This window comes from Pedobacter sp. AC402, assembly GCF_979252805.1.
This window is the reverse complement of the sequence record NZ_CEEDAI010000010.1, coordinates 79509-99622: the sequence shown is the minus strand read 5'-3', so window position 1 is coordinate 99622 and position 20114 is coordinate 79509. Positions and strand designations below refer to the sequence as shown.

The window sequence follows — 20114 nt, the reverse complement described above, 5'->3', positions numbered from 1 at the left end:
CACTGCGTTCCAGTCGAGATGACGACGCTTTTTATTAAAATCTATCAATGGTTGCCTAGCCGAAGGGCTTAACTAAATCGTTCTTCGGAAAGTCTTCCAGCTTAGAAAGTTATCTCTAAAACAATTACTAGCATGAAAAATTGCTTCATCGTCCTCCTGGCAATGACAATCGCTCAATTTTACTTCACTTCCTCAAACTTCAACACTACACTGGTCCTATCCGTGTTTAAAATTGGGTTAAAGCCTATATTCATTAAGAAATCTCCTGTATAAGTTCTACTGCCATCAATTGGCGATTTCGTTCCTGGAAAAAGATTAATCTCTTTAATCTGATATTTTTTATTGGCATCCAAACCGTTTAATTTAACCGGATATTTGCTACTTTCACCATAGCGGTAATTCACTTGGTAATTAAAAATTACACCTTCGGTTTTCTCTTCGTTAACATACAACATTGATGCTACACTCCCAGAACGTGGATCGGCTAAACGGTACTGATTGCCCTGCCAGATGATTGCTTTCACATCGTTGTAATTTTTAATGGCTTCCTGACAAAACTGAAGTTCTTTTTCGGGTAATTTACTCACTACAATATCAAAACCCAGCTTTCCCATCATGGCTACATCTGTTCGGAACTTGATAGATTGTTTGCCCCAATCGGTAACATGGTTTGAACTGACTCACGGCAGGATAGAAATAAGAATATTCCCATTGCATAAAAATCCTTTCTAAGGGATCGGTATTATCGCTCGGCCAAAACTCTGTAAAATACTGTAAAGCACCATAATCTACCCGGCCGCCACCACCAGAACACAACATCATTGGTACGGTTGGGTATTTTGCACGAATGCGTTGTAATACACTATACAATCCCCTTACATAATCGATATAAAAATGCGACTGGTTTTTTAAATGTGCAGAGTAGGCATTGTAAATTACCGCGTTACAATCCCATTTTATATAAGCCAACTTAGGGTTTTTGGTAAACAGACCATCAACCACGCCAAAAACAAAATCTTGTACTTTGGGGTTCGAAAGATCAAGTTCCAATTGGTTTCTGAAATAGTGTTCTGGTCGGTTAGGTTGTTTTACTACCCAATCTGGATGCTTCTCATACAATTCGCTTTTTGGGCTTACCATTTCAGGTTCAATCCAGATACCGAACTTAGTACCAACATTATCGGCTTCCTTTACCAGTGAAGAGATGCCGTTTGGCAATTTCTTTTTGTTTTCCTGCCAGTCGCCCAGGGCCGCATGGTCGTCGTTTCTTGGATATTTATTTCCAAACCATCCGTCGTCGAGCAAAAATAAATCAACCCCTAATTTTTTAGTATCTTTTAATAAATCAGCGAGTTTCTGTTCGTTAAAGTCGAAATAAGTAGCTTCCCAATTGTTCAGGAGTGTTAATCTACTGCCCTTACCATCGAGTATTTTATAGTTACGTGCCCAGTTTTGTAATTTTCTACTGGCATCTCCTTTACCCTGGTTGGAAAAAGTATATAAAAATGCTGGTGTGGTAAACAGTTCACCAGGCTTTAAGCTGTAAGGTGAAGCATAATTGTTCATTCCCGCAATAATGCGCAGGTTATTTTGATAATCAAGCTCCAGGTCGATTTTAAAATTTCCGCTCCATTCCAAAGCGCCATACAACACATTACCTTCATTTTCTTCTGCAGGTTTATCAAGCGAAATCATAAAAACCGATGGCTGGAAAAGATTGGCCCTTGTACCAAGTTTACTATCCAATGTTTTAATGCCATGTGTAAGTTCACTTTGTTCAGGCTGCATTTCTTTTGCCCAATCACCATGGTACTGGTTAAGCCAAAAATGTGGCGATTTAAGGTGCAAATTTGCTGACGCATACTTATTTAAAGTCACTATGCCTTTTTCGCTGTGTTTAATTTCTGTCCACTGTTCAATTACATCCTGCTTATAAAAGGACTTGTAAAATAATGTTACCTCAAAATTGTAGGCAGGATCTTTCAACCTGATTTTTAACAGGCTTACATTATCATCAATGGCAGTAACAGTATGATCAACGTAACTTAAATCGAGTGAATTATTGCCATCTGCATGTGTAACACTTATGGCAGGTTCCACCAGGTTTCTCGATCCCGAAGGGGTGTAGGCAGCATTAAGTTGCTCACTGTAATCGTCTGTCTGCTTATATTGACCGCTAACCTGGCTATATTCTTCTTTATTGGCTAGTTTTTTACCAAAGAAAATAGTTTTAAGATCTTTTTTTGCATCTGCCTGTAAAACCAACGCATTATGAGCGGTTTCAATAGGAATTATGGTTTGCGCATTAACAGTTGCGAGGGTAAAAAGTGAAACGGCGATTGCCACTGCGCCATGCTTAAAATAATAGGTAAGTTGATGTAATCTGTTCATTTCTTTCAATAGTAATTCAATAATGTTTTATAGATATTTGGTTGATTTTAGGGCTTAAGTTTTATTTTAAAAATAACAGCATCTTTGGCTTTTAGGTTAATTACCTGGTTATTTTTAAGCTGATTAGTTTCTTTGATTAAAAGGTTTTCTGAAAGGTAAACTTCTGTTGCATTTAAGCCTAATCTCGAAAAATCGATTTTGTAACCTTTCGTTTCATTTTCGTAATTAAAAATAGCGAGGTATTTTACACCGCTAATATCTTTTATAAAAAGTTGCGAAGCAGATTTACCGCTATTACCTTCAACGGGAACAAATGCCTTTCCATTTTTCAAAACATCTAAAATTTCGCTGTTGTTCAGCAAACGCTCTGCGGTGTTGGTCCATTTGCCCTTGCGCGAAAAATCATCCCCGGTAATGCAGGTTCCGGTAACAATGGCCGATAAAAACCTTGCTGTATTTTCACCTTCAGATTGATCGCCAAAAACCACATGGTCGGCATCAATATAATCGTAAAGGTAAGTTTGCCACCAGCCGTTACTTACGCTATTTAATGTGTATTCGGTATCTTTTATTGATTTAAATGCATCACAGGCAATTCTGCGTACATGAACATAACGTCCTGAAGCCAAACTTGGCGATATGGCTGCGTATACCAGCATTTTATCATCCAGCTGTTTGAGCAGAAATTCCATACCAGCTTTGTAAGCCTGCATACCTGTTGTAATTTTGGGATCGTAAAAACGGTCTGATTCTATTGCGGCATGACCTAAAAAATCAATCTTGATCATTTCGAAACCACATTCCTTAAACTTATTAATTACGGTTTTAATGCGCTGTTGGGTACCAGGATGTGTGGGATCCAATGCCCGGGCACCATCAAGATCGTGGTATGCGCCACCAACTTTTGTCCACATGCCCTCAAAAGTATAAAAACTGCCATCTGCTACACGTTTTCCACCCGCAGCAAAGCCCCAATCAACAAAAGGTGCCCAGTATATACCGGGTTTTAATCCTTTAGTCTTTGCATGGTCGGCAAAGGATTTAAGTTTTGAGTAATCGCCATGTAAACCTCCAGTTAAAAGATTGTCCCAATACGAATCCAGGTCGATATATGCCACATCACCATTTCTGAAGGCCTTCAAACTATCAGCAAAAAAATCTGTTACCTGGTTCGCCTTTTCTAGGGTTATCTTCTCTTGCATGGCACCCCAGCTGTTCCAGCCTACAGGTGTGCCCGCCTTCCATTTAAAAACAATTGGTGGTTCAGCTATACGGTTTGCTTTCGCATAAGTTTCCATTCCCTCGCGCCAGTCAGCAAAAACACCAAAAAACACCTTTGGCGAACTAATTGCATTCCCTTTTAAATAACCATGTTCAATTTTATCGCGGGTAATTTTTTCATCGGTAAACCCGGAAATGGCTTGCAGACTTATATTTTTATCCTTATCCATAGCCGTAATGATGCCAGTTTTCCAATTCTGATGTTCTACTGATCCAATTACAATACCTTTTCTAGATAAATCATGGTATAAAGCTGTAACTTCTGCACTTTGATTGCTTGTATTACTTTTCAGCGGGCTGGTATTGTACGAAATAAAGGTATCGTTATCAAAGGGTACAAATAAACTTGTGGGTGTATCCAAAGTGTCGTCATCAATCAGCGATCCACTTAAAGGTACCATGTGGTTACTCGATAAATCAGCTCCTTTTAATGTAATTTCGATCAGAAAATAATCAGCATTGCTATAAGTATAAAATATTTGAAGCATATCGGGTAAACCTTTCTGCTTTAAATGAAAACTATATTTAAAACCTTCTCCAAATCCATCTTTAATTGAAGATTTGGTATAGCTAATTTGTTTGTATTCTTTCGAGCTCACTATCTTTTGATTGATATTTGCCTGAGAAAAACCGTTTAACAACAGGCTTTTGCTTCCATTGTACACATTAAAAGTACCGGTTTGCAGGTTATAATCTATTTTTCCGGCTTTGCCATAATTTATTACCGTTGCAAAAGCCGGATTGATTAGAAAGAGCAATATGCTTAATGTTAAAAGCGACTTATGCCTGAATAAAAATTTAAAAATCATGTTCAGTTTTAAAGTTTAACCGATGTGATGGTGGTCAGTTTTCCGTTTATTTTAACTTTTACCTTTTGGGGTAATGCCGAAGCTATTTTATAAGAGGTGATTTTACCATTTTTCCAGTTCATATCCACTGTAAAATTGCCTCTGGCTTTTAATCCCTTTATTTCGCCAAATGTTTTCCAAGCATCAGGTACGGCAGGGAGCAATTCGATAAAACCATCATGACTCTGGATCAGCATTTCGGCAATGGCCGCGGTGGCACCAAAGTTTCCGTCAATCTGAAATGGTGGTCCGGCTGATAACATGTTCGGATAAACACCGCCACCGGCTCCATAATTGATATCGGTGCGTAAAGTAGGTTTTAAAATCTCTCTAAAAAGTTTAAATGCACGGTTACCATCCTGTAATCTTGCCCAAAATATCTGTTTATAGGCAATAGACCAACTTGGGCCGTCATCTCCTCTTACTTCGAGTGTTTTTTTAGCGGCTTCGGCCAATGCCGGCGTTGATGTTGGTGTAATTAATCCGGCCGGATAAACGCCATATAAGTGTGAAATGTGGCGGTGCTGAGGATCAGTTTCCTTATAATCTTCCAACCACTCTTGTATACGGCCATCTTTACTAATTACACCCACAGGTGGAATAGATTTTAGTTTTTCTTGTAACGATGCACTGAATGCTGCATCTACCTTAAGCAGTTTTGCTGCGGTAATAACGTTATTAAAAAGCTCCCTCACAATTTGGTTATCAATGGTTGGTCCCATTGAAATGCTTGCTGTTTTTCCGTTTGGTAAATAGAAGCTATTTTCGGGCGATACCGATGGAGAGGTAACCAACCAGCCCGTTTTCGGATCTTTAACCAATGCACTCTGGTAAAATGCTGCCGATCCTTTTAAAATTGGGTAAATGCTTTTAAGGTATTTTAAATCGCGACTGTAAGCAAAATGATCCCAAAGGTTGCTGCATAACCAACCCGAACCTGCATTTGAAGCACCCCATGATGCACTTTCTCCGGGCTCTGTAAATCCCCAAACATTTGTAATTACATGTGCAATCCACCCATCAGCATTGTAATAAGCTTTCGCTGTTTTTGCGCCATTTGCAGTTAAATTTCGTACCAATTCTGCCAGTGGAAGATTAAGTTCAGAAAGATTAGCAGGCTCAATAGCGAAGTGGTTCATCTGTACGTTAACATCCAGGTGGTAATCTCCGTTCCATGGTGTGTTGATCTGATTTGCCCATAAACCCTGAAGATTTGGAGGTAAAAGCCCAACCCGGGTGCTACTGATGCTTAAATACCGGCCAAACTGGAAAAATAATGCGCTAAGCGATACATCATTTTTGTAATCTTTATAATAGCGTTCTAACCTAACATCTGTAGGCAGTTTTGCTGCATCACCTTCACCCAAATTAATTTTTAAGCGGTTAAATAACTTACCGAAGTTTGCACGATGATTGGCCAGTTCAGTTGCAAAAGCTTTCTTCTTTGCTGCCTGAAGTACATTTTTTACGTTTGATTCGAAATCAGAATGGATAAAATCAGTTTCAGCGGCAACATAAATGATAATTTCGGTTGCATCTTTAATTTTAAGTATGTTGCCCTGGCTCGTAACCGTGCCATCTTTAAGTGTTGTGCTCACCCGGCTCATGTACTTCATGCCTTTTCCATCGGTTCCGTTATCTAACTGACCGAACATCAACAATTCATTGCCCTGGCTGGCAAGTGTTGCCTTTTCGGGTCTGTTAATGGAAATGTTGCAATTTAGTTTTTTAGGTTGATCGGATGTTATGCGGATAATAGCAACATCATCATCAAAACTGCAAAAATATTCCCGCTTATATTTCACACCGTTGAGCGTAAATTCAGTAACAGCTACTGCCTGATCGAGTGATAAAGTCCTTTTATAGGCTTCAGGTTTTGTTTCCTTAACTCCAGGATATTCGTACTCAAGCTGCAAATTGCCCAAAGTTTGATATTTACCCCAGTTTGCCCCTCCTGAGCCCTGCCCTTTGCACACAAAATTGCGGTTAACCAATTCTTGGGCTTCATCATTTTTGCTTTCAAGAATGAGTTGTCTGATTTTTGGCAAACTCTTATAGGCTTCATAATTATTGGCATCCTGTTTTCCTCCACTCCACAAGGTAATGTTGTTAAGCACTATGTTTTCTTTATCGACGCCTCCATCAGGCGTCATGCCGAGTTTACCGTTGCCTAAAGGAAGGGTTTCTTCCCATATTTTGGCAGGTTTATCGTACCAAAGCAATAGCGGCTTTTGTTGCGCCATTGCATAGTTAGCCGTTAAAAAGAAGAATAGTGAAGTAATGATCAGTAACTTTCGATGCATATTTTAATTTGTGTGTTATTGTAATTTGTAATGGATTAAGTTAATAAAAATCCTCTTGCTGAATTCATTTCAGCATCTATTATATATCGTACACTCAGAAATAAATTCAGGGTAACTACAATTAATTAATCCCTTTCTACTAAAGCAATCGTCATTTCGACCGTAGTGAAACGAGGAAGAGAAATTTATTAAGACAGCTCTCTCCTAATTTAACATCCGGACTCCGTTACAGTCGAAATGACGACGCTTGTGTTGTTACTGTTTGTTCCAGAACCTGATTTCACTCATATTGCTATAATTTCCATCTCCAGTTGTTACATGTTTAATCCTAATGCGAATATAACGAATCGGTTTACCTGCATTATCTAACTCAGCAGTAAAAGCATTTTTCCCGTCATCCGTTCTGGTTACATCTTTTAATAAAGTCCATCCTTTGCTTATTGCTTGTGCAGGCCAGCCATTATCACTTGCCGATAATGTTGTGGTGGCGTTGCTTAAATCGGCTGTGCCCCAAACTTCGAAGCGATCGGGATTATTACAGCAATCTCTTCCGGTTTCTTCTATACGCGATAAATTAGTATAAATTTTACCTAAATCGAAGGTAATTACATGTGGCATACCGCTGTTACCTGCACTGTGAAAAATATTAGGATAACTCTGCGGACCAACACTTCCATCCCAAAGCTTGCTGATGCTTGTGCCAGACTCATAAGTTTGTGCATCGCCAGGCAAACGTACTTCTGCAAAAAGCGAACGGTCGCAAAGTACATAAGTAAAAATTTGAGGAAAGGTAGAAAAATCGCTTACGGCAAACACATCTAATGATCCCTTACCTGGAATATAAGATGATTTGTACAATATACTTGTTCCTGCTTTATAATCGGTTAGCGTAAGAGCTGTATCTGCAGGCAAAAGTATTTTATCTATGGTAGCACCCGTGGTATTGGTATAGCGAACAATGGTATTTACATTAATGGTATCTGGCGTTTTAAAATTTAACTGTACAGATCCGTTTCCATTTAGAATATAGGGATTTGTTGCGTTATATGGCCTGTTTAATAGCCCTGATTGGTATAATGGGCCATATACCCTAACGTTTCTGGCTTCAATCGGGATCGATTTATGGCCTTGTGCGTCGTAAGAATATACGGTAAAAGTATATGTATATTCTTTTAAGTTGGGAATGGTTACTTTAATGGTATCTAAAGGATTGTGGCTACCAGAATTTACCACTACTGAATCGGCATTATTGTTCCAGTAAACCACATATTTGCTGATGCTTGGATCTGGACTTGGATTCCACCATAAAGCTGTTCTTAAATTACCTGGTTTTGTTACAATATTGGCTACGCGACCAGGATAAACAATCTCGCCATCTTTTAAATAGTCTTTAAAGGCAAGGTCATCTTTTGTGCAGCTGATGATTATTGTTATCAGCAACAATAGCAGCCCACTAATTTTATATATATTTTTCATAACTGAAATTTATCTTTTGTATTCATTATTACCGTGGATCGCCATAAAATGCCATTTCCATTGCGTGAGCAAAAGTACCGTTAGACCATGTTGTGCTTACAGACAAACGGATATAACGCGCTTTAGGGGCGGTAAGCGGAAAGTTGAAACTTACACCTGCCTTTACAAAATCATTATCTGCGGTGGTGTGTGCTACAGGAGTCTAAGCCCGAAGGTGGATTTGGAAAATTATAATTGCCCATGTTAACCCAATCTCCGATTACCGTACCAACAGGTGCTGATAATGGCAGTTGCGCATCTCGTGGGTTGGATAAATCAGATCCCCAAATTGAGAATACTTTTGGGTTTCCATGTCCGTAGGCATATTTATCTCCACCATCTGGCCTCTCCCATAAAATAAATCGGCTTAATTTTGCACTGATGCCTAAGCCAAAGGTGGCTATTGCAGGCATTGCACCACCTGGCGCAGTGTGCCATCCGTTCGAGTTGCCATCTGTTTTACCATCCCATAAATAAGGAAGATCCCAGCCATATGCAATCTCACCATCCGAAGGAAGTTTATATTGAAAGAACTTATTCCGATCAAGTATGGTTTCAAAAAATGGTGTGATCGTTTTGTACGTTGTATCGGAGATATTTCCAAAATTATCGGTAACATAATAGCCGATTTTCTTTGGAATTGGTGCATAACCTCTTACCGAATAGGATATTGTATCGGTTTTACCATAGTGCTGATCAATCACATCAGATACATTGGCATCATTTACACCTAAAACAATAACCCCTAAATTGTTTTTTAATGGATTAAAGCCGGTAATTTTTATCCCGCCAAAATCTGCCTCAGCGTTAATGGTTGGTTTGGCTAACAAATATGGTGGTGTATCAGGATTTACCTTTACCACAACAGGATCTGATTTAACCTCTGCCCTGCTTACCGCATACAAAGTAACCTCGTAACCTTGCTTTTTCGCAAAACCATCTACCATAATCGAGTCAGAATAATAACTCGATTTTGTTTCTCTGGTGGTTACGCCATTTATTTTGTAACGGGCCAGTACATACAACAGATTTTTGGAGTTTGGCAATGCATAGGTAATGTATGCGCCACCGTTAAAATTTTCAACTTTAATATTGGATACTACACCTGGTTTCGTCATATCTGAAGAAGCAGGATCGTTATAGGTTTCCATCTTTTTGCAGGCAGCAATGCTCAATGCCATGGAAATTATAAGGACTAAGTAAATACTATTTTTAATATTCTTCATGTCTTTAAATATTTTAAACTACCAGTAAGGGTTTTGAACTAAATTTGGGTTAACCACCAAATCGTAGCTTTTAATTGGCCACAAATAATCTTTTAAGCCAAAAACCGGAATAAACTGCGTTGTTGGACGATAATAGTTAATTGCTTCGGCATTATTAATGCTCCAACCTTGAATCGGGTTGTTCAATACCGCCTGAAGCTCTTTCCATCTTCTTAAATCCCAGCCACTCTGGCCTTCAAAGCACAATTCAATCCGTCTTTCCTGGTGAATAATCTGCCTTAAACCATCTTTGGTACTAAATTTATTGGGGTTTCTTGAAAAGTTGGTCCATGAGGCCTGTACACCTTGTAAACCAGCCCTTTGTCTAACCTTATCAATATAAGTGAATACTTCTGCTGTTGGTCCGTTTACTTCATTTAACGCTTCAGCGTAAAGGAGATATAATCCCGCTAATCTAATCAATGGCAAACGGAAGGCAGAAGGCTGAAAACCATCATCATAAACTGAAGCATAGCTTACCAATTTTTTAGGCCAGTAACCTGTAATGTTTAATCTGATGTTATCACTTGGTGCTGCAAAACCGTTACCTCTTGCTGATACATAGTATAAAGGATTTGAAGGATCATCCTGATTGTTTCGTCCATTTCCAAACCAAATTCCACCATCGAAAGCAACATCTGCGTAAAAACGGGTTTCTCTTGCAAAATGACCTTTTATCGTTTCATATCCTTGTTGTATATAGTATCTACTGGCATTATCGCCAGCTTTTATAGTATTTCTACCTGCATAATCCCATGTTTTATCTTCTGTAATTGGCACACCATTTACGGTATAAAACAGCTCTTGCGTACTTATTGGAGCAGAAAATGTTGAAGGATTCGAAAAATTATTTACTGCTGATTTAGCTGTAAGTCTTGGTGTTGCAAATCCCTGGTAATTAAATTCGGGATTTGATGCCCAGATGATTTCTGAGTTTAACTCCCATCTTTCTGCTACAGCATTTTGGACATCAAGCTGTCTTTTTATTGAATCAGATAATTTGCCAACGGTTGATGGTGAAGTGAAAGTATATAACTTAATTCCCTGTGCTTCTGCTGCAGTAATGGCAACTTTGGCAGCATCAGCGGCTTTCTTCCATTTTTGTGCATCATAAGCAGATGGAAAAAGACTTATTCCTTCTTTATCTTTAAAGCTTATATAATCAGGATTACCGTTAAAAAGTGGACTAGCTGCTGTTGCCAACACATCTGCCTTTACCGAAAGTGCAATTACGCTGGTTACTCTCCCCAACTCTGTAGCCTGGCTGGTAATTGTTGCTGGTAAATCAGGAATTGCTTCGTCTAAAAGCGATACGATATAATCAACCGATTCATTAATTGTAGCACGTTTGATTCTTACCTCATCAGTAGTGCTGTTTATAGCTAAATTGTTTTTAATCAGCGGTATTGGACCATACATTTTAAACAGAACGTAATGATAATAGGCTTTTAAAAACTTAGTTTCGGCGGTCCAGCGCTTTTTTTCTGTTGCACCTAAATCAATTGGCTTGTCAATATTCTCCAGCATGATATTACAAATCCTGATGGAACGCCAAAGGCTATAGCTTCCTTCTTCGCCATCCCAGGTATTTAAACCTGGTTTTGCAGCTGTCTGAGTTCCGCGCAGCAAATTAAAGCCGGTTCTGTTAAATCCTTGGAAATTATCAAGGGTATTGGAATATATCAATTCTGATGATGTGGTAAAACTTGGATTTGAAGCTACATCGTTCATCCTTTGTAAATAGGCATAACATGAGTAAAGGTAATTTTCTGCTTCATTTCTATTCCTAAAAGCATAGTCAAGCGTACCAATATCATCAGGGGTTACATCCAGGTATTTTTTACAGGATACAGTGCTGCAAAGGATTAAAACAATGCAGCTGTATTTGAAATATTTTTTTATCGTTTTCATTATAACGTTACGTTAAGACCAACATTGAATACCTTTTGTATCGGATAGGCAAAGCCGTTTCCACCTTGTTCGGGATCCCACATTTTAAACGGACTCCAGGTTAGGAGATTCAGTCCATTGAAGTAAATCCGGCAGGAATTAAGCTTAATTTTTGATGAAATTCGCTGAGGGAGGGTATAGCCAAACTCCACTGATTTTAACCTCATCAACCGCCCGTTTCTCATCCACCAGGTACTGGTTTGTGCATTGTTTTCTAAATCGGCACTGTTTACAGCCAATCTAGGATAAAGGGCATAAAGATTTTGGTTTTCTGGCGACCAGTGATTATCGGCAAAATCTTTAAGCAATTGGGTATTTCCTATAATGTATTGCTGGTTACTGGGAACAAATGGACTTACCCGTGTTGGATCGATAAAGAAAGTCATTCTATCCTGACCAGTAAAAAAGGCAGAAAGATCGAAACCTTTGTATGATGAACTAAATCCAAAACCGTATACTACTTCCGGAGATTGAGGAAAACCTATATAAGCCTTATCTGCCTCATCAATTCTACCATCATTATTTAAATCTCGGTATTTAATATCGCCGGCACGAGGAGCCTTACCATTTGCAGAAAAGATTTGTGTGGGTGAATTTTGTACTTCTTTATCATCAACAAACAAACGTTCGGCAATGTAACCATAGTTCCTGCTAATGGGCTGCCCTGTAGTATATCTATAAGATTCTGCCCATTGCGGTTCTTCATAATTAATGTATTTATTTTTAGCAAAAGTTAAGTTAGAGCGTACAGCGAAAGAAAACACATTTACATTAAACTTATAATCTAATGATAAATCAATACCTCGCGATCTAGCCTCCCCAACATTTGCTCCCACACTGGCTTCTAAACCAAGTGTAGTTGGCAGATTTGCACGGCTCATGTAAATATCATAACGATAGTTATTGTATACCTCTGCAATTAAATTCAGGTTTTTGAACAGTGTAGCTTCCAAAGCTAAATTGGTTTGTTGTGATGTTTCCCACGTAACATCCTTATTTTCATAATTGTTAATAAATACCCCACTGCGGTTAGAGCCACCATTGAAACCAAACTGAGCATAATTTCCGCCACCGTTTAAATTCACATCAGAGATATAAAAGAAACGTTGTGCTCCAATAGCATCGTTACCCACAATACCATAACTACCTCTTAATTTTAAGCGATTAACTACATTGGAAATTCCACCCTTCCAGAATTCTTCATTAGAAAGCACCCATCCTGCACCAATGGTTGGAAAAAAACCAAACCGATGATCTTCCGAAAACCTTTCAGATCCGTTATAGCCAAAATTGGTTTCAACAAAATAACGGCTCTTGTACGAATAAGTTAAGCGTCCGGCTAAACCCAGGTTTCGGTAGGGAAGCGAATTTTGTAATGAACTTGCATTACTAAACACAGTTTGTTGTGCGGTACCGATTACTGTGCCACTTACATTATGGTTGCCAAAAGCCTTATCATAATTTAATGATGCCTGTGCATACAGGAAAGTATTGATATTGGTATTGCCGGGGTTATAAGACAGGTATTCTTGTGCAATATTGGGTGCACCATCAGTTACAGATGAATTAAGCCAATTTAAAACATAGGTATTGCTTTGTTTATCATAGGAACCAATATTATAGTAAAAAGGTGAATAGGCTCTTTGCGAATCAAAATAAGAATACCGGTTTGTGCTAAAAATAGATTTGAATGAAAGACCTTCTGTAAAGAAATCTAATTTTTGGTTAACTTCAAACTGCGCAGACATGCGAGATTCGGATGAATTCTTGTGGCCGCGTAACATAGCAGCATAGGGATTATTATCCAGAATACTGTTAACTCCCGCTCCACCTCTATTTCCGAATAAAATATGCTGAGCATTCTGATTGGCCGCATCAGCTGGATAAAATGCGGGAAATGAAACAGGACTTGTATGTACAGCGATATTGTATAAATCGGTAGAAAATCCACCATCTGTAGCCAAAGGTCCGTTATACTCACTGAAATTACCGGATAAACGCACCACCATTTCTGTTGTTTTGCTTAAATCTATATTAATGTTAGACCTGAAGTTGATAATTGCGGAACTTCACATTATTATCGTTGTTATTCCGCTCATCTTCTTTAAGTATACCATTATCAAGGTTATAAGAGCCTGCAATATAATAACGGGCTACGCCACCGCCTCCGCTAATACCAAGATTAGCCCTTTGCGTACTCGTGCGTTTTTTAAAACAGCATATCAAGCCAATCAACCGCTGGGTAAACATATTCGTTATAACCAGGGCTTTTATTAATCGTTGCCTGGGTATTGATAATCTGATTAGGCGTAAACATAGGATCCATTCCTCTTCCAATAGTGGCTTCATTAAAAAGCCTCATGTAAGTAATTGGATCTGCAAGTTGTAAACTCTGAACTGACTGAGATGCAGAATTCTCCAAACGGAAACTAATTTTCGCCTTCCCTTCTTTACCTGATTTAGTTGCAACCAAAATTACGCCGTTTGCTCCCCTTGCGCCATATAATGCTGTAGCACTTGCATCTTTAAGGATAGAAAAACTTTCAATATCATCTACCTGAAGCCTTGCAAGGTCAGAACTGGTTAGTTCAACGTTATCAATTAAAATTAGCGGATCTTGTTTATAACCAAAAGTAGTTACCCCGCGGATAAAGAACTGCGAATTATCTTGTCCCGGCTGTCCGCTACGCTGGTAACCGATTACACCTGCAATCTGCCCCGAAAGTGCATTGGTTAAATTACTTGAAGGGATTTTAAGGTTACCTACTTTTACTGTAGTAACCGAGCCTACTAAAGCTTCTTTGCGTTGCTTTTGGCCAAGGGCGGTAATAACAACCTCTTCAGAAAGCATGTTTTCTTCTGCCAATTTAATGTTTAGTACGTTAGCTGTACCCACAGTAGCTCTTTGTTCGCGATAACCCACGTATGAAAACCGAAGAATTTCTCCCGGAGCTACATCAAGTACATATTTACCATTATTATCGGTTTGGGTACCCACATTAACCTTGTTCACTACTGCCACGGTTACACCCGGAAGCCCTACTCCCAAAGTATCCGTAACTTTACCTGTAATGGTTTTCTTTCCCACCTGGGAATAACCTTTTACAGGCATAAAAATCAGGAAAAATACAAGTACCGAACCTGCCGATACCAATGCATTTTTTCAGCCTGCCAGACACCGAAAGGTGCCTAAAAAACAAAAATAATTGCTTCATTTGCCAATTAGCTTTTAAATGATGAATTAAAAAATTGTAGGTAGATGTGAATAGACAGGAATTAATCTCTTTTAAGATTTTGTAACTCTGTTCGCCATCTTTTTGCAATCGAAGCAAAGATTTGCATTGCTGCACATGTAGTAAAATTTCTCATAATTTTGGATTATTTGGTTAATAGAAAATATGCTCAGGATTGAAGAACAGTTACTTAAACATCTTATTTGCCCTATGCCCTTTTTTTAAGGAGAAACAAAATGGTTAAAGAAAGATCACAAATTGTAATTTTTGACCTATCCTATCCTATCCTATTATTTTCTGATACAATGATAAACAAAATAATTAATAATCCAAGTTTCTTAAATAAAACGTTTAAGAATAATCAATCAGCTTAGGCCAGTATGTAGCTCGAAAAAATGAAAAAGACGAGTGCCATGAGCGAAATTAATACTGCATGGTAATAATGCCTGCTGCGCCATGGAATTATTTCTATTTTATTATCCAGAACGAGTTTGTAAGGACTTTGATTGGGATGCATTTTGGAAATAATCAACATTAATGCGATGGTGATTAAGAAAATAATGGCAAGTGTGTGCAGGTAATGAAGGTGAATGGTAAATACCCATTCGCTTAATACGTAACAGGTGATAAAGAAAATCATTCCGATTTTAGCAGCTATGGGGGGCATTTTTTTGGTAATAAACCCTAAAAAAATGATTGTAAAAATTGGCAGACTAAATATTGCGCTTATTTTTTGCAGGTACTCGTAAAAACCATGTTTAGAGAAAATTATAAATGGCGCAAAAACCATTGCAAAAAGTGAAACCGCAATTTGAAACAACCGCCCTGTACGCAATAAACTTTTATCTGAAAGGGTTTGGCCTTGTTTTTCTTTAAAGGGTTTGTATAAATTTAAAAGAAATAAAGTACTCGAACTGTTTAACCCGGCATTAAAAGTGGTAATGGCAGCACCAAAAAGCACACAGGCCGATAAACCGGTTAAAACCGGAGGCAACACATCTTTAATCAGCAGCGGAAATACCTGGTTGGTATTGCTTAAAACGGGGTACAAATGTACAGCGATTAAACCCGGTATATTAATCAGTAACGGACATAGCAATTTGGCAAAACAGGTTAACGCAATTCCTTTCTGCCCCTCTTCCAAACTTTTGGCCGCCAGCACCTGCTGAATAATGTACTGCTCCATCCCCCAGTAATATAGATTAACAATCAGCATTCCTGTAAACAAGGTCGAAAATGGTACGGCATCACTGCTACTCCCAATTGAGTTAAGGTGTTCTTTTTTGGTAGAGAGTACGGCAGAAAGTCCGCCAAAGAAATCGCCATTTCCCAAATAACGCAATCCATAATAAGGCAGGGCTATAATTAAAATGAGCATACCGGCACTCAGCACAGTATCAGAAATGGTAATAGCTTTAAAACCACCTAAAATGGTATAAACCGAACCGATTAAACCCATTACCCATACAAATATCCATATACTTTCCCAATACGACAGGTGAAAACCCGAAAGGTTAATCAGGTTACTAAAAGCAACAGCCCCACCATAAAGTACCGATGGAAGCAGGTTTATGATGTAACTAAAAAGAAATACGACCGATACGAGCGTTTTGGTTTGCTTGTCGTAACGTTTCTCTAAAAAATCGGGAATTGTGCGGATGCCTGTTTTGAAATAAATAGGAATAAAAAATTCGGATACAATGATCATGGCCAGAATAGAGGAGATTCCCCACCCTATTACCGACATGTTATTGATGTAAACCGATTCGTTTTCGCCGATAAACTGATTGGCGCTGATGTTGCTAAAAAAAGTGAAGCACCAATGATAATAAAGCCGTTTGTTCGGTTGGCGAAAAAAAAGCCTGTGACGGTGGTGCGCTGTGTTTTCCTTGTTTTAAAATAGGATATTGTTGCGGCAAGTACCGTAAACAAAATAAAGCTAATGATTGCTGTAGTACCCACGCGATGGTGTTAAAGAGAATTTCTTCTGATAAGTTTATTTTCCATTACATGTTTTATAGGCTTCAGGTTGAGCACAAATTCGGCTGCTAAACGACCCATTTCGGCAAAATCAATCGAAAATGTGGTAATTCCATCAAAAATGATCTCTTTTACGTTATCATCGTTATGAGAGAGAATGCCTAAATCTTTGCCCACTTTCAATCCTTTCACCTTGGTATCTTTAAGCATTTCCCAAAGTTCGAGGTTGTGAATGGTAAAATAAACCTTTCCGCGCTCAATGCTGCCCGGTTCATAACTGTTTTTAATTACCCCGTTAATTTTAAATTCTTTCACAAAACGTTTAAAAGAAAGCAGTACTTCATTCGGTTCGGCCGACGATGGTTTGAAGAAGAAAACAAACTGAGAAAATTCTTTGATCCTGGAGGGAAGCTGTAAAAAAGCGTTGTATGATGCTTTCTTAAATTCTTGAACGATGTACGAATACTCGCCTTTAAGTGCTATGTACCGATCTACGATGAGCAACTTTTCTTTAGGTAACTGTTCCAATACCACTTTGGCAGCCTCACTTTCTATCGGGGCTACAACATACAGGCCGTACTGCCCTTTATTGCTGTTGATGATCGATTCGAAAACACTAAAATTGTTGTGGTGGAAATATACATCAACCTGGATGTTTTCGCCTAAATGATCACGAAAATTCTGGTAAAAAGTCTCCTGGAAAGTATCAAATGCATAAATTAACAAACAAACTTTAAGGTGTTGCTCGGTATCGTCAGTAGCTACAAAATAACCCATCCTATTTTTCGACTCCAAAATCCCCCTGCTAATCAGCTCCTTATAGGCCTTACCGATGGTTTCTTTAGCGAAACCGGTTTCTCTCATCATTTCGTTTACCGAGGGCAAAATATCGCCCTTGGCAATTAACTTATGGTTTAAGCCATTAATGATTCCCTGTACAAGCTGTTCGTGCTTCGAGAAAGAATTTATGATGCTCAACTCTTTGATTTCATTGAACAGCTTTTCCTTATTCATGCAGCAATATTTGGTTTAATCGATTTTATAGGAGGTTAATTAGGCCGAAATATATAAATTTAATCATGATTATGTATGTAATATTTATCATGCAAGCCGATCTTGCAAGGCTGATTTATAAAATGATCATTAATTTTTAAATAGTAATTTACAATTTAATGCTGCTATAACCAACGCCATGGTATTTGCCGATTATTTTAAATGTAGCCTATATAATGCTATTCTGATGGCTATTAATTGCCAATAAGATAAAACTTTGTAACAACGGGGCTTCAAAATCATCTAAAACTTTTAGTGATTTTGAAATGTTAATTATAAAAAAAAGAAAAGAACATGGGAATTTTAAAAACAGCAATTATTGGCGCTGCAGTATATGCAGGCGTTAAATATATCACCAAGAAAGATCCAATCACTGGACAATCAATCGTAGATGAATTATTGGATAAAGCACCGCAATGGGCTGATAAAGCAAAAGGATATACTGAAGACTTAAAAAATAGGGCGAGCAATGCTGCTGAAGATTTAGCGAGATGAATACCTCGAAAAAAAGAGGAATCTCCAGATGTGAGGTATCTCTTTCTTTGAAGATTAAATAAAAAAAGCGTTCCGATTTAATTTTGGAACGCTTTTTTTATTGGAATTCTACTTTTACCTCTCATTGATAAAATCTATCCATCAATCGTTATTTTATCCAAAGCAAAGCGGAGAAATCTTATAATAAACCCTTCAACACTACATTATTTTCAGTTTGCAGTGGTAAAGCTATCGCCATTGCGAGGAGAAACGTAGAAGCAATCATAAAACGATCGCTACTAGCCAGCGCATTAAGATTGCCTCGTTCTTCGCAATGATGTAAACCTGTTTATTAAAGATTTTCATGTTACTTACCATTTAATTAAAAAGCATCAAACCAAAGTTTGGTGGTTAATAAATCTGGTCCTTGGTTGCTCACTGCATTTTTATAATTCTGACCGTTTAACGATTGCTCGGTACCTGGATAAATAAAACGTACCGGAATTTTACCGTTCAACACTGTATTTACAGAAGCCGTTAACTGCGGATAATCCAATCTTCTTTGTTCTGCCCAGGCTTCTAAACCCTGACCAAATAAAGCAATCCATTTTTGCTCACCGATAGATTTTTTGTAGTTACCAGCATCGTATTGTACTGCTGCTTGGTTAAGGTAAGCATCTACAGGGCTTCCTGTTATGCCATACTGGTTAAACGAAGCTATAATGGCCTGTTTGTATAAGTCTGCTGCATTTTCTGAAGTAAAACCGCGTGCTGCTGCTTCTGCCCTATCGAAAAGCACTTCGGCATAACTTATAATTACTGCTGGCGCAAGTGGGTTTAAAAAATAAGCACCTGGTTTTGAAGAGTTTGCCAAACCAATCGCACTCGCTTCAGAGTTGGTAGAGCCATTCGGTATACCAACATATCCTTGTGGCGCATTTTCCGTTTTACTAGCATAAACTGGCAATCGTGGATCATTTAAACCAATAAGTTTATCAACAATGGTTTTACTGATCCTGTAATCATTACGGGTTTCGAATGATGCAGCCACCGGATTTTGTTGTGGTGAAGCCTGGTAAACTAGTTTTGCATTAAAAACATTACTATTGATATAGCTTCCTCCTTCGGCATTAATCTCGTCGATAACTGCTTTGGATTTTGCAGGTTCCTTATCTGCAATACGCAGTGCAATTCGCAAACGTAATGAGTTGGCAAATTCTTTCCAGTGTGTAATGTTTCCACCGTAAAGGATATCGCCAGAAATTTTTGGAGCACCTGAAGTAGCGTTCAATACACTTTGTGCAGATTTCAAATCATTTAAGATATTGAAGTACACATCCCTTTGTTTATCATAAACAGGCGTAACAAACTGTTTAATCTTGCCGGCCTGGGTATAAGGGATATCGCCATAAGCATCAGTAAGCAATAAAAACACCCATGATCTAAGCACAAGTGCCACACCTTTATAATTCGGGTTCGCCTGTGCATCGCCCAGCTCAATTACTTTATTTAAACCTGCTATACTCTGCGCATATCCTGTAGCCCATAAGGCGGTAAAACTGCTGTTCGAATAGATAAACCGATCTTCTTCTGTATATTGAACTTTAGCCCAATGTTGTACGAAAAGCAAACTCGAATTAAGATTATTGGTAGTTCCCCAGTAAGTATCTGACGTGTTTTTGATGGCTCCCGTTAATAAATAATCTGGTGATGGAATTTCCGGAGCATTCGGATTGATATTTACTTCATCAAGCTCCTTATTGCAAGATGCAAATGCAATAGCTAAAATGGCGAGTATATATAGTTTTTTATTTTTCATGA

General features: G+C 38.3%; 14 protein-coding genes and 1 pseudogene. 1 reads left to right on the top strand and 14 read right to left on the bottom strand.

Going from position 1 to position 20114, the window contains the following annotated elements:
* Positions 1-179 precede the first annotated feature (179 nt).
* The 13 genes and pseudogenes from AC0IWE_RS18065 to AC0IWE_RS18005 form a co-directional block, all read right to left on the bottom strand.
* Positions 180-617: a GH36 C-terminal domain-containing protein gene (locus AC0IWE_RS18065; protein ID WP_471794149.1), complete on the bottom strand. Its 438-nt coding sequence runs from the start codon at positions 615-617 to the stop codon at positions 180-182.
* Positions 595-2391 (bottom strand): alpha-galactosidase, encoded by a 1797-nt coding sequence (locus tag AC0IWE_RS18060; RefSeq protein ID WP_471794148.1) that lies wholly within the window; start codon positions 2389-2391, stop codon positions 595-597. Before AC0IWE_RS18060 ends, AC0IWE_RS18065 begins: the two co-directional genes overlap by 23 nt.
* 47 nt (positions 2392-2438) lie before the next feature.
* Positions 2439-4481, bottom strand: a complete 2043-nt coding sequence (locus tag AC0IWE_RS18055; protein ID WP_471794147.1) for an alpha-amylase family protein — start codon at positions 4479-4481, stop codon at positions 2439-2441.
* An 8-nt stretch (positions 4482-4489) separates the two neighbouring features.
* Positions 4490-6823 (bottom strand): glycoside hydrolase family 95 protein, encoded by a 2334-nt coding sequence (locus AC0IWE_RS18050; protein ID WP_471794146.1) that lies wholly within the window; start codon positions 6821-6823, stop codon positions 4490-4492.
* A gap of 255 nt (positions 6824-7078) precedes the next feature.
* On the bottom strand, positions 7079-8299 hold the full coding sequence (locus AC0IWE_RS18045; protein WP_471794145.1) for a DUF4998 domain-containing protein: 1221 nt from the start codon (positions 8297-8299) through the stop codon (positions 7079-7081).
* A 28-nt stretch (positions 8300-8327) separates the two neighbouring features.
* A pseudogene (locus AC0IWE_RS18040) lies at positions 8328-8429 on the bottom strand (DUF5000 domain-containing lipoprotein); the annotation flags it as partial.
* A gap of 43 nt (positions 8430-8472) precedes the next feature.
* On the bottom strand, positions 8473-9564 hold the full coding sequence (locus AC0IWE_RS18035; RefSeq protein ID WP_471794144.1) for a DUF4959 domain-containing protein: 1092 nt from the start codon (positions 9562-9564) through the stop codon (positions 8473-8475).
* A gap of 18 nt (positions 9565-9582) precedes the next feature.
* Positions 9583-11514, bottom strand: a complete 1932-nt coding sequence (locus tag AC0IWE_RS18030) for a RagB/SusD family nutrient uptake outer membrane protein (protein WP_471794143.1) — start codon at positions 11512-11514, stop codon at positions 9583-9585.
* Entirely contained in the window at positions 11514-13562 is a 2049-nt protein-coding gene (locus AC0IWE_RS18025; protein WP_471794142.1) for a SusC/RagA family TonB-linked outer membrane protein, read from the bottom strand. Before AC0IWE_RS18025 ends, AC0IWE_RS18030 begins: the two co-directional genes overlap by 1 nt.
* Before the next feature lie 31 nt (positions 13563-13593).
* Positions 13594-13788 carry a hypothetical protein gene (locus AC0IWE_RS18020; RefSeq protein ID WP_471794141.1) on the bottom strand — a complete coding sequence of 65 codons (195 nt, stop codon included), beginning with the start codon at positions 13786-13788 and terminating at the stop codon, positions 13594-13596.
* Entirely contained in the window at positions 13763-14707 is a 945-nt protein-coding gene (locus tag AC0IWE_RS18015; protein ID WP_471794140.1) for a TonB-dependent receptor plug domain-containing protein, read from the bottom strand. The genes AC0IWE_RS18020 and AC0IWE_RS18015 overlap by 26 nt, the downstream gene beginning before the upstream one ends.
* A gap of 449 nt (positions 14708-15156) precedes the next feature.
* Positions 15157-16542 carry a solute:sodium symporter family transporter gene (locus AC0IWE_RS18010; protein WP_471794233.1) on the bottom strand — a complete coding sequence of 462 codons (1386 nt, stop codon included), beginning with the start codon at positions 16540-16542 and terminating at the stop codon, positions 15157-15159.
* A 215-nt stretch (positions 16543-16757) separates the two neighbouring features.
* Positions 16758-17780 carry a GntR family transcriptional regulator gene (locus AC0IWE_RS18005; RefSeq protein WP_471794139.1) on the bottom strand — a complete coding sequence of 341 codons (1023 nt, stop codon included), beginning with the start codon at positions 17778-17780 and terminating at the stop codon, positions 16758-16760.
* Positions 17781-18113: 333 nt separating this feature from the next.
* Between AC0IWE_RS18005 and AC0IWE_RS18000 the strand changes: the two genes are divergently transcribed.
* The gene (locus tag AC0IWE_RS18000; RefSeq protein ID WP_055909822.1) at positions 18114-18314 is read left to right on the top strand and encodes a hypothetical protein; all 201 of its coding nucleotides are present in this window, start codon (positions 18114-18116) and stop codon (positions 18312-18314) included.
* Positions 18315-18675: 361 nt separating this feature from the next.
* Here AC0IWE_RS18000 and AC0IWE_RS17995 read toward each other — a convergent pair whose 3' ends face one another.
* Positions 18676-20112 (bottom strand): SusD/RagB family nutrient-binding outer membrane lipoprotein, encoded by a 1437-nt coding sequence (locus AC0IWE_RS17995; protein WP_055909825.1) that lies wholly within the window; start codon positions 20110-20112, stop codon positions 18676-18678.
* Positions 20113-20114 lie beyond the last annotated feature (2 nt).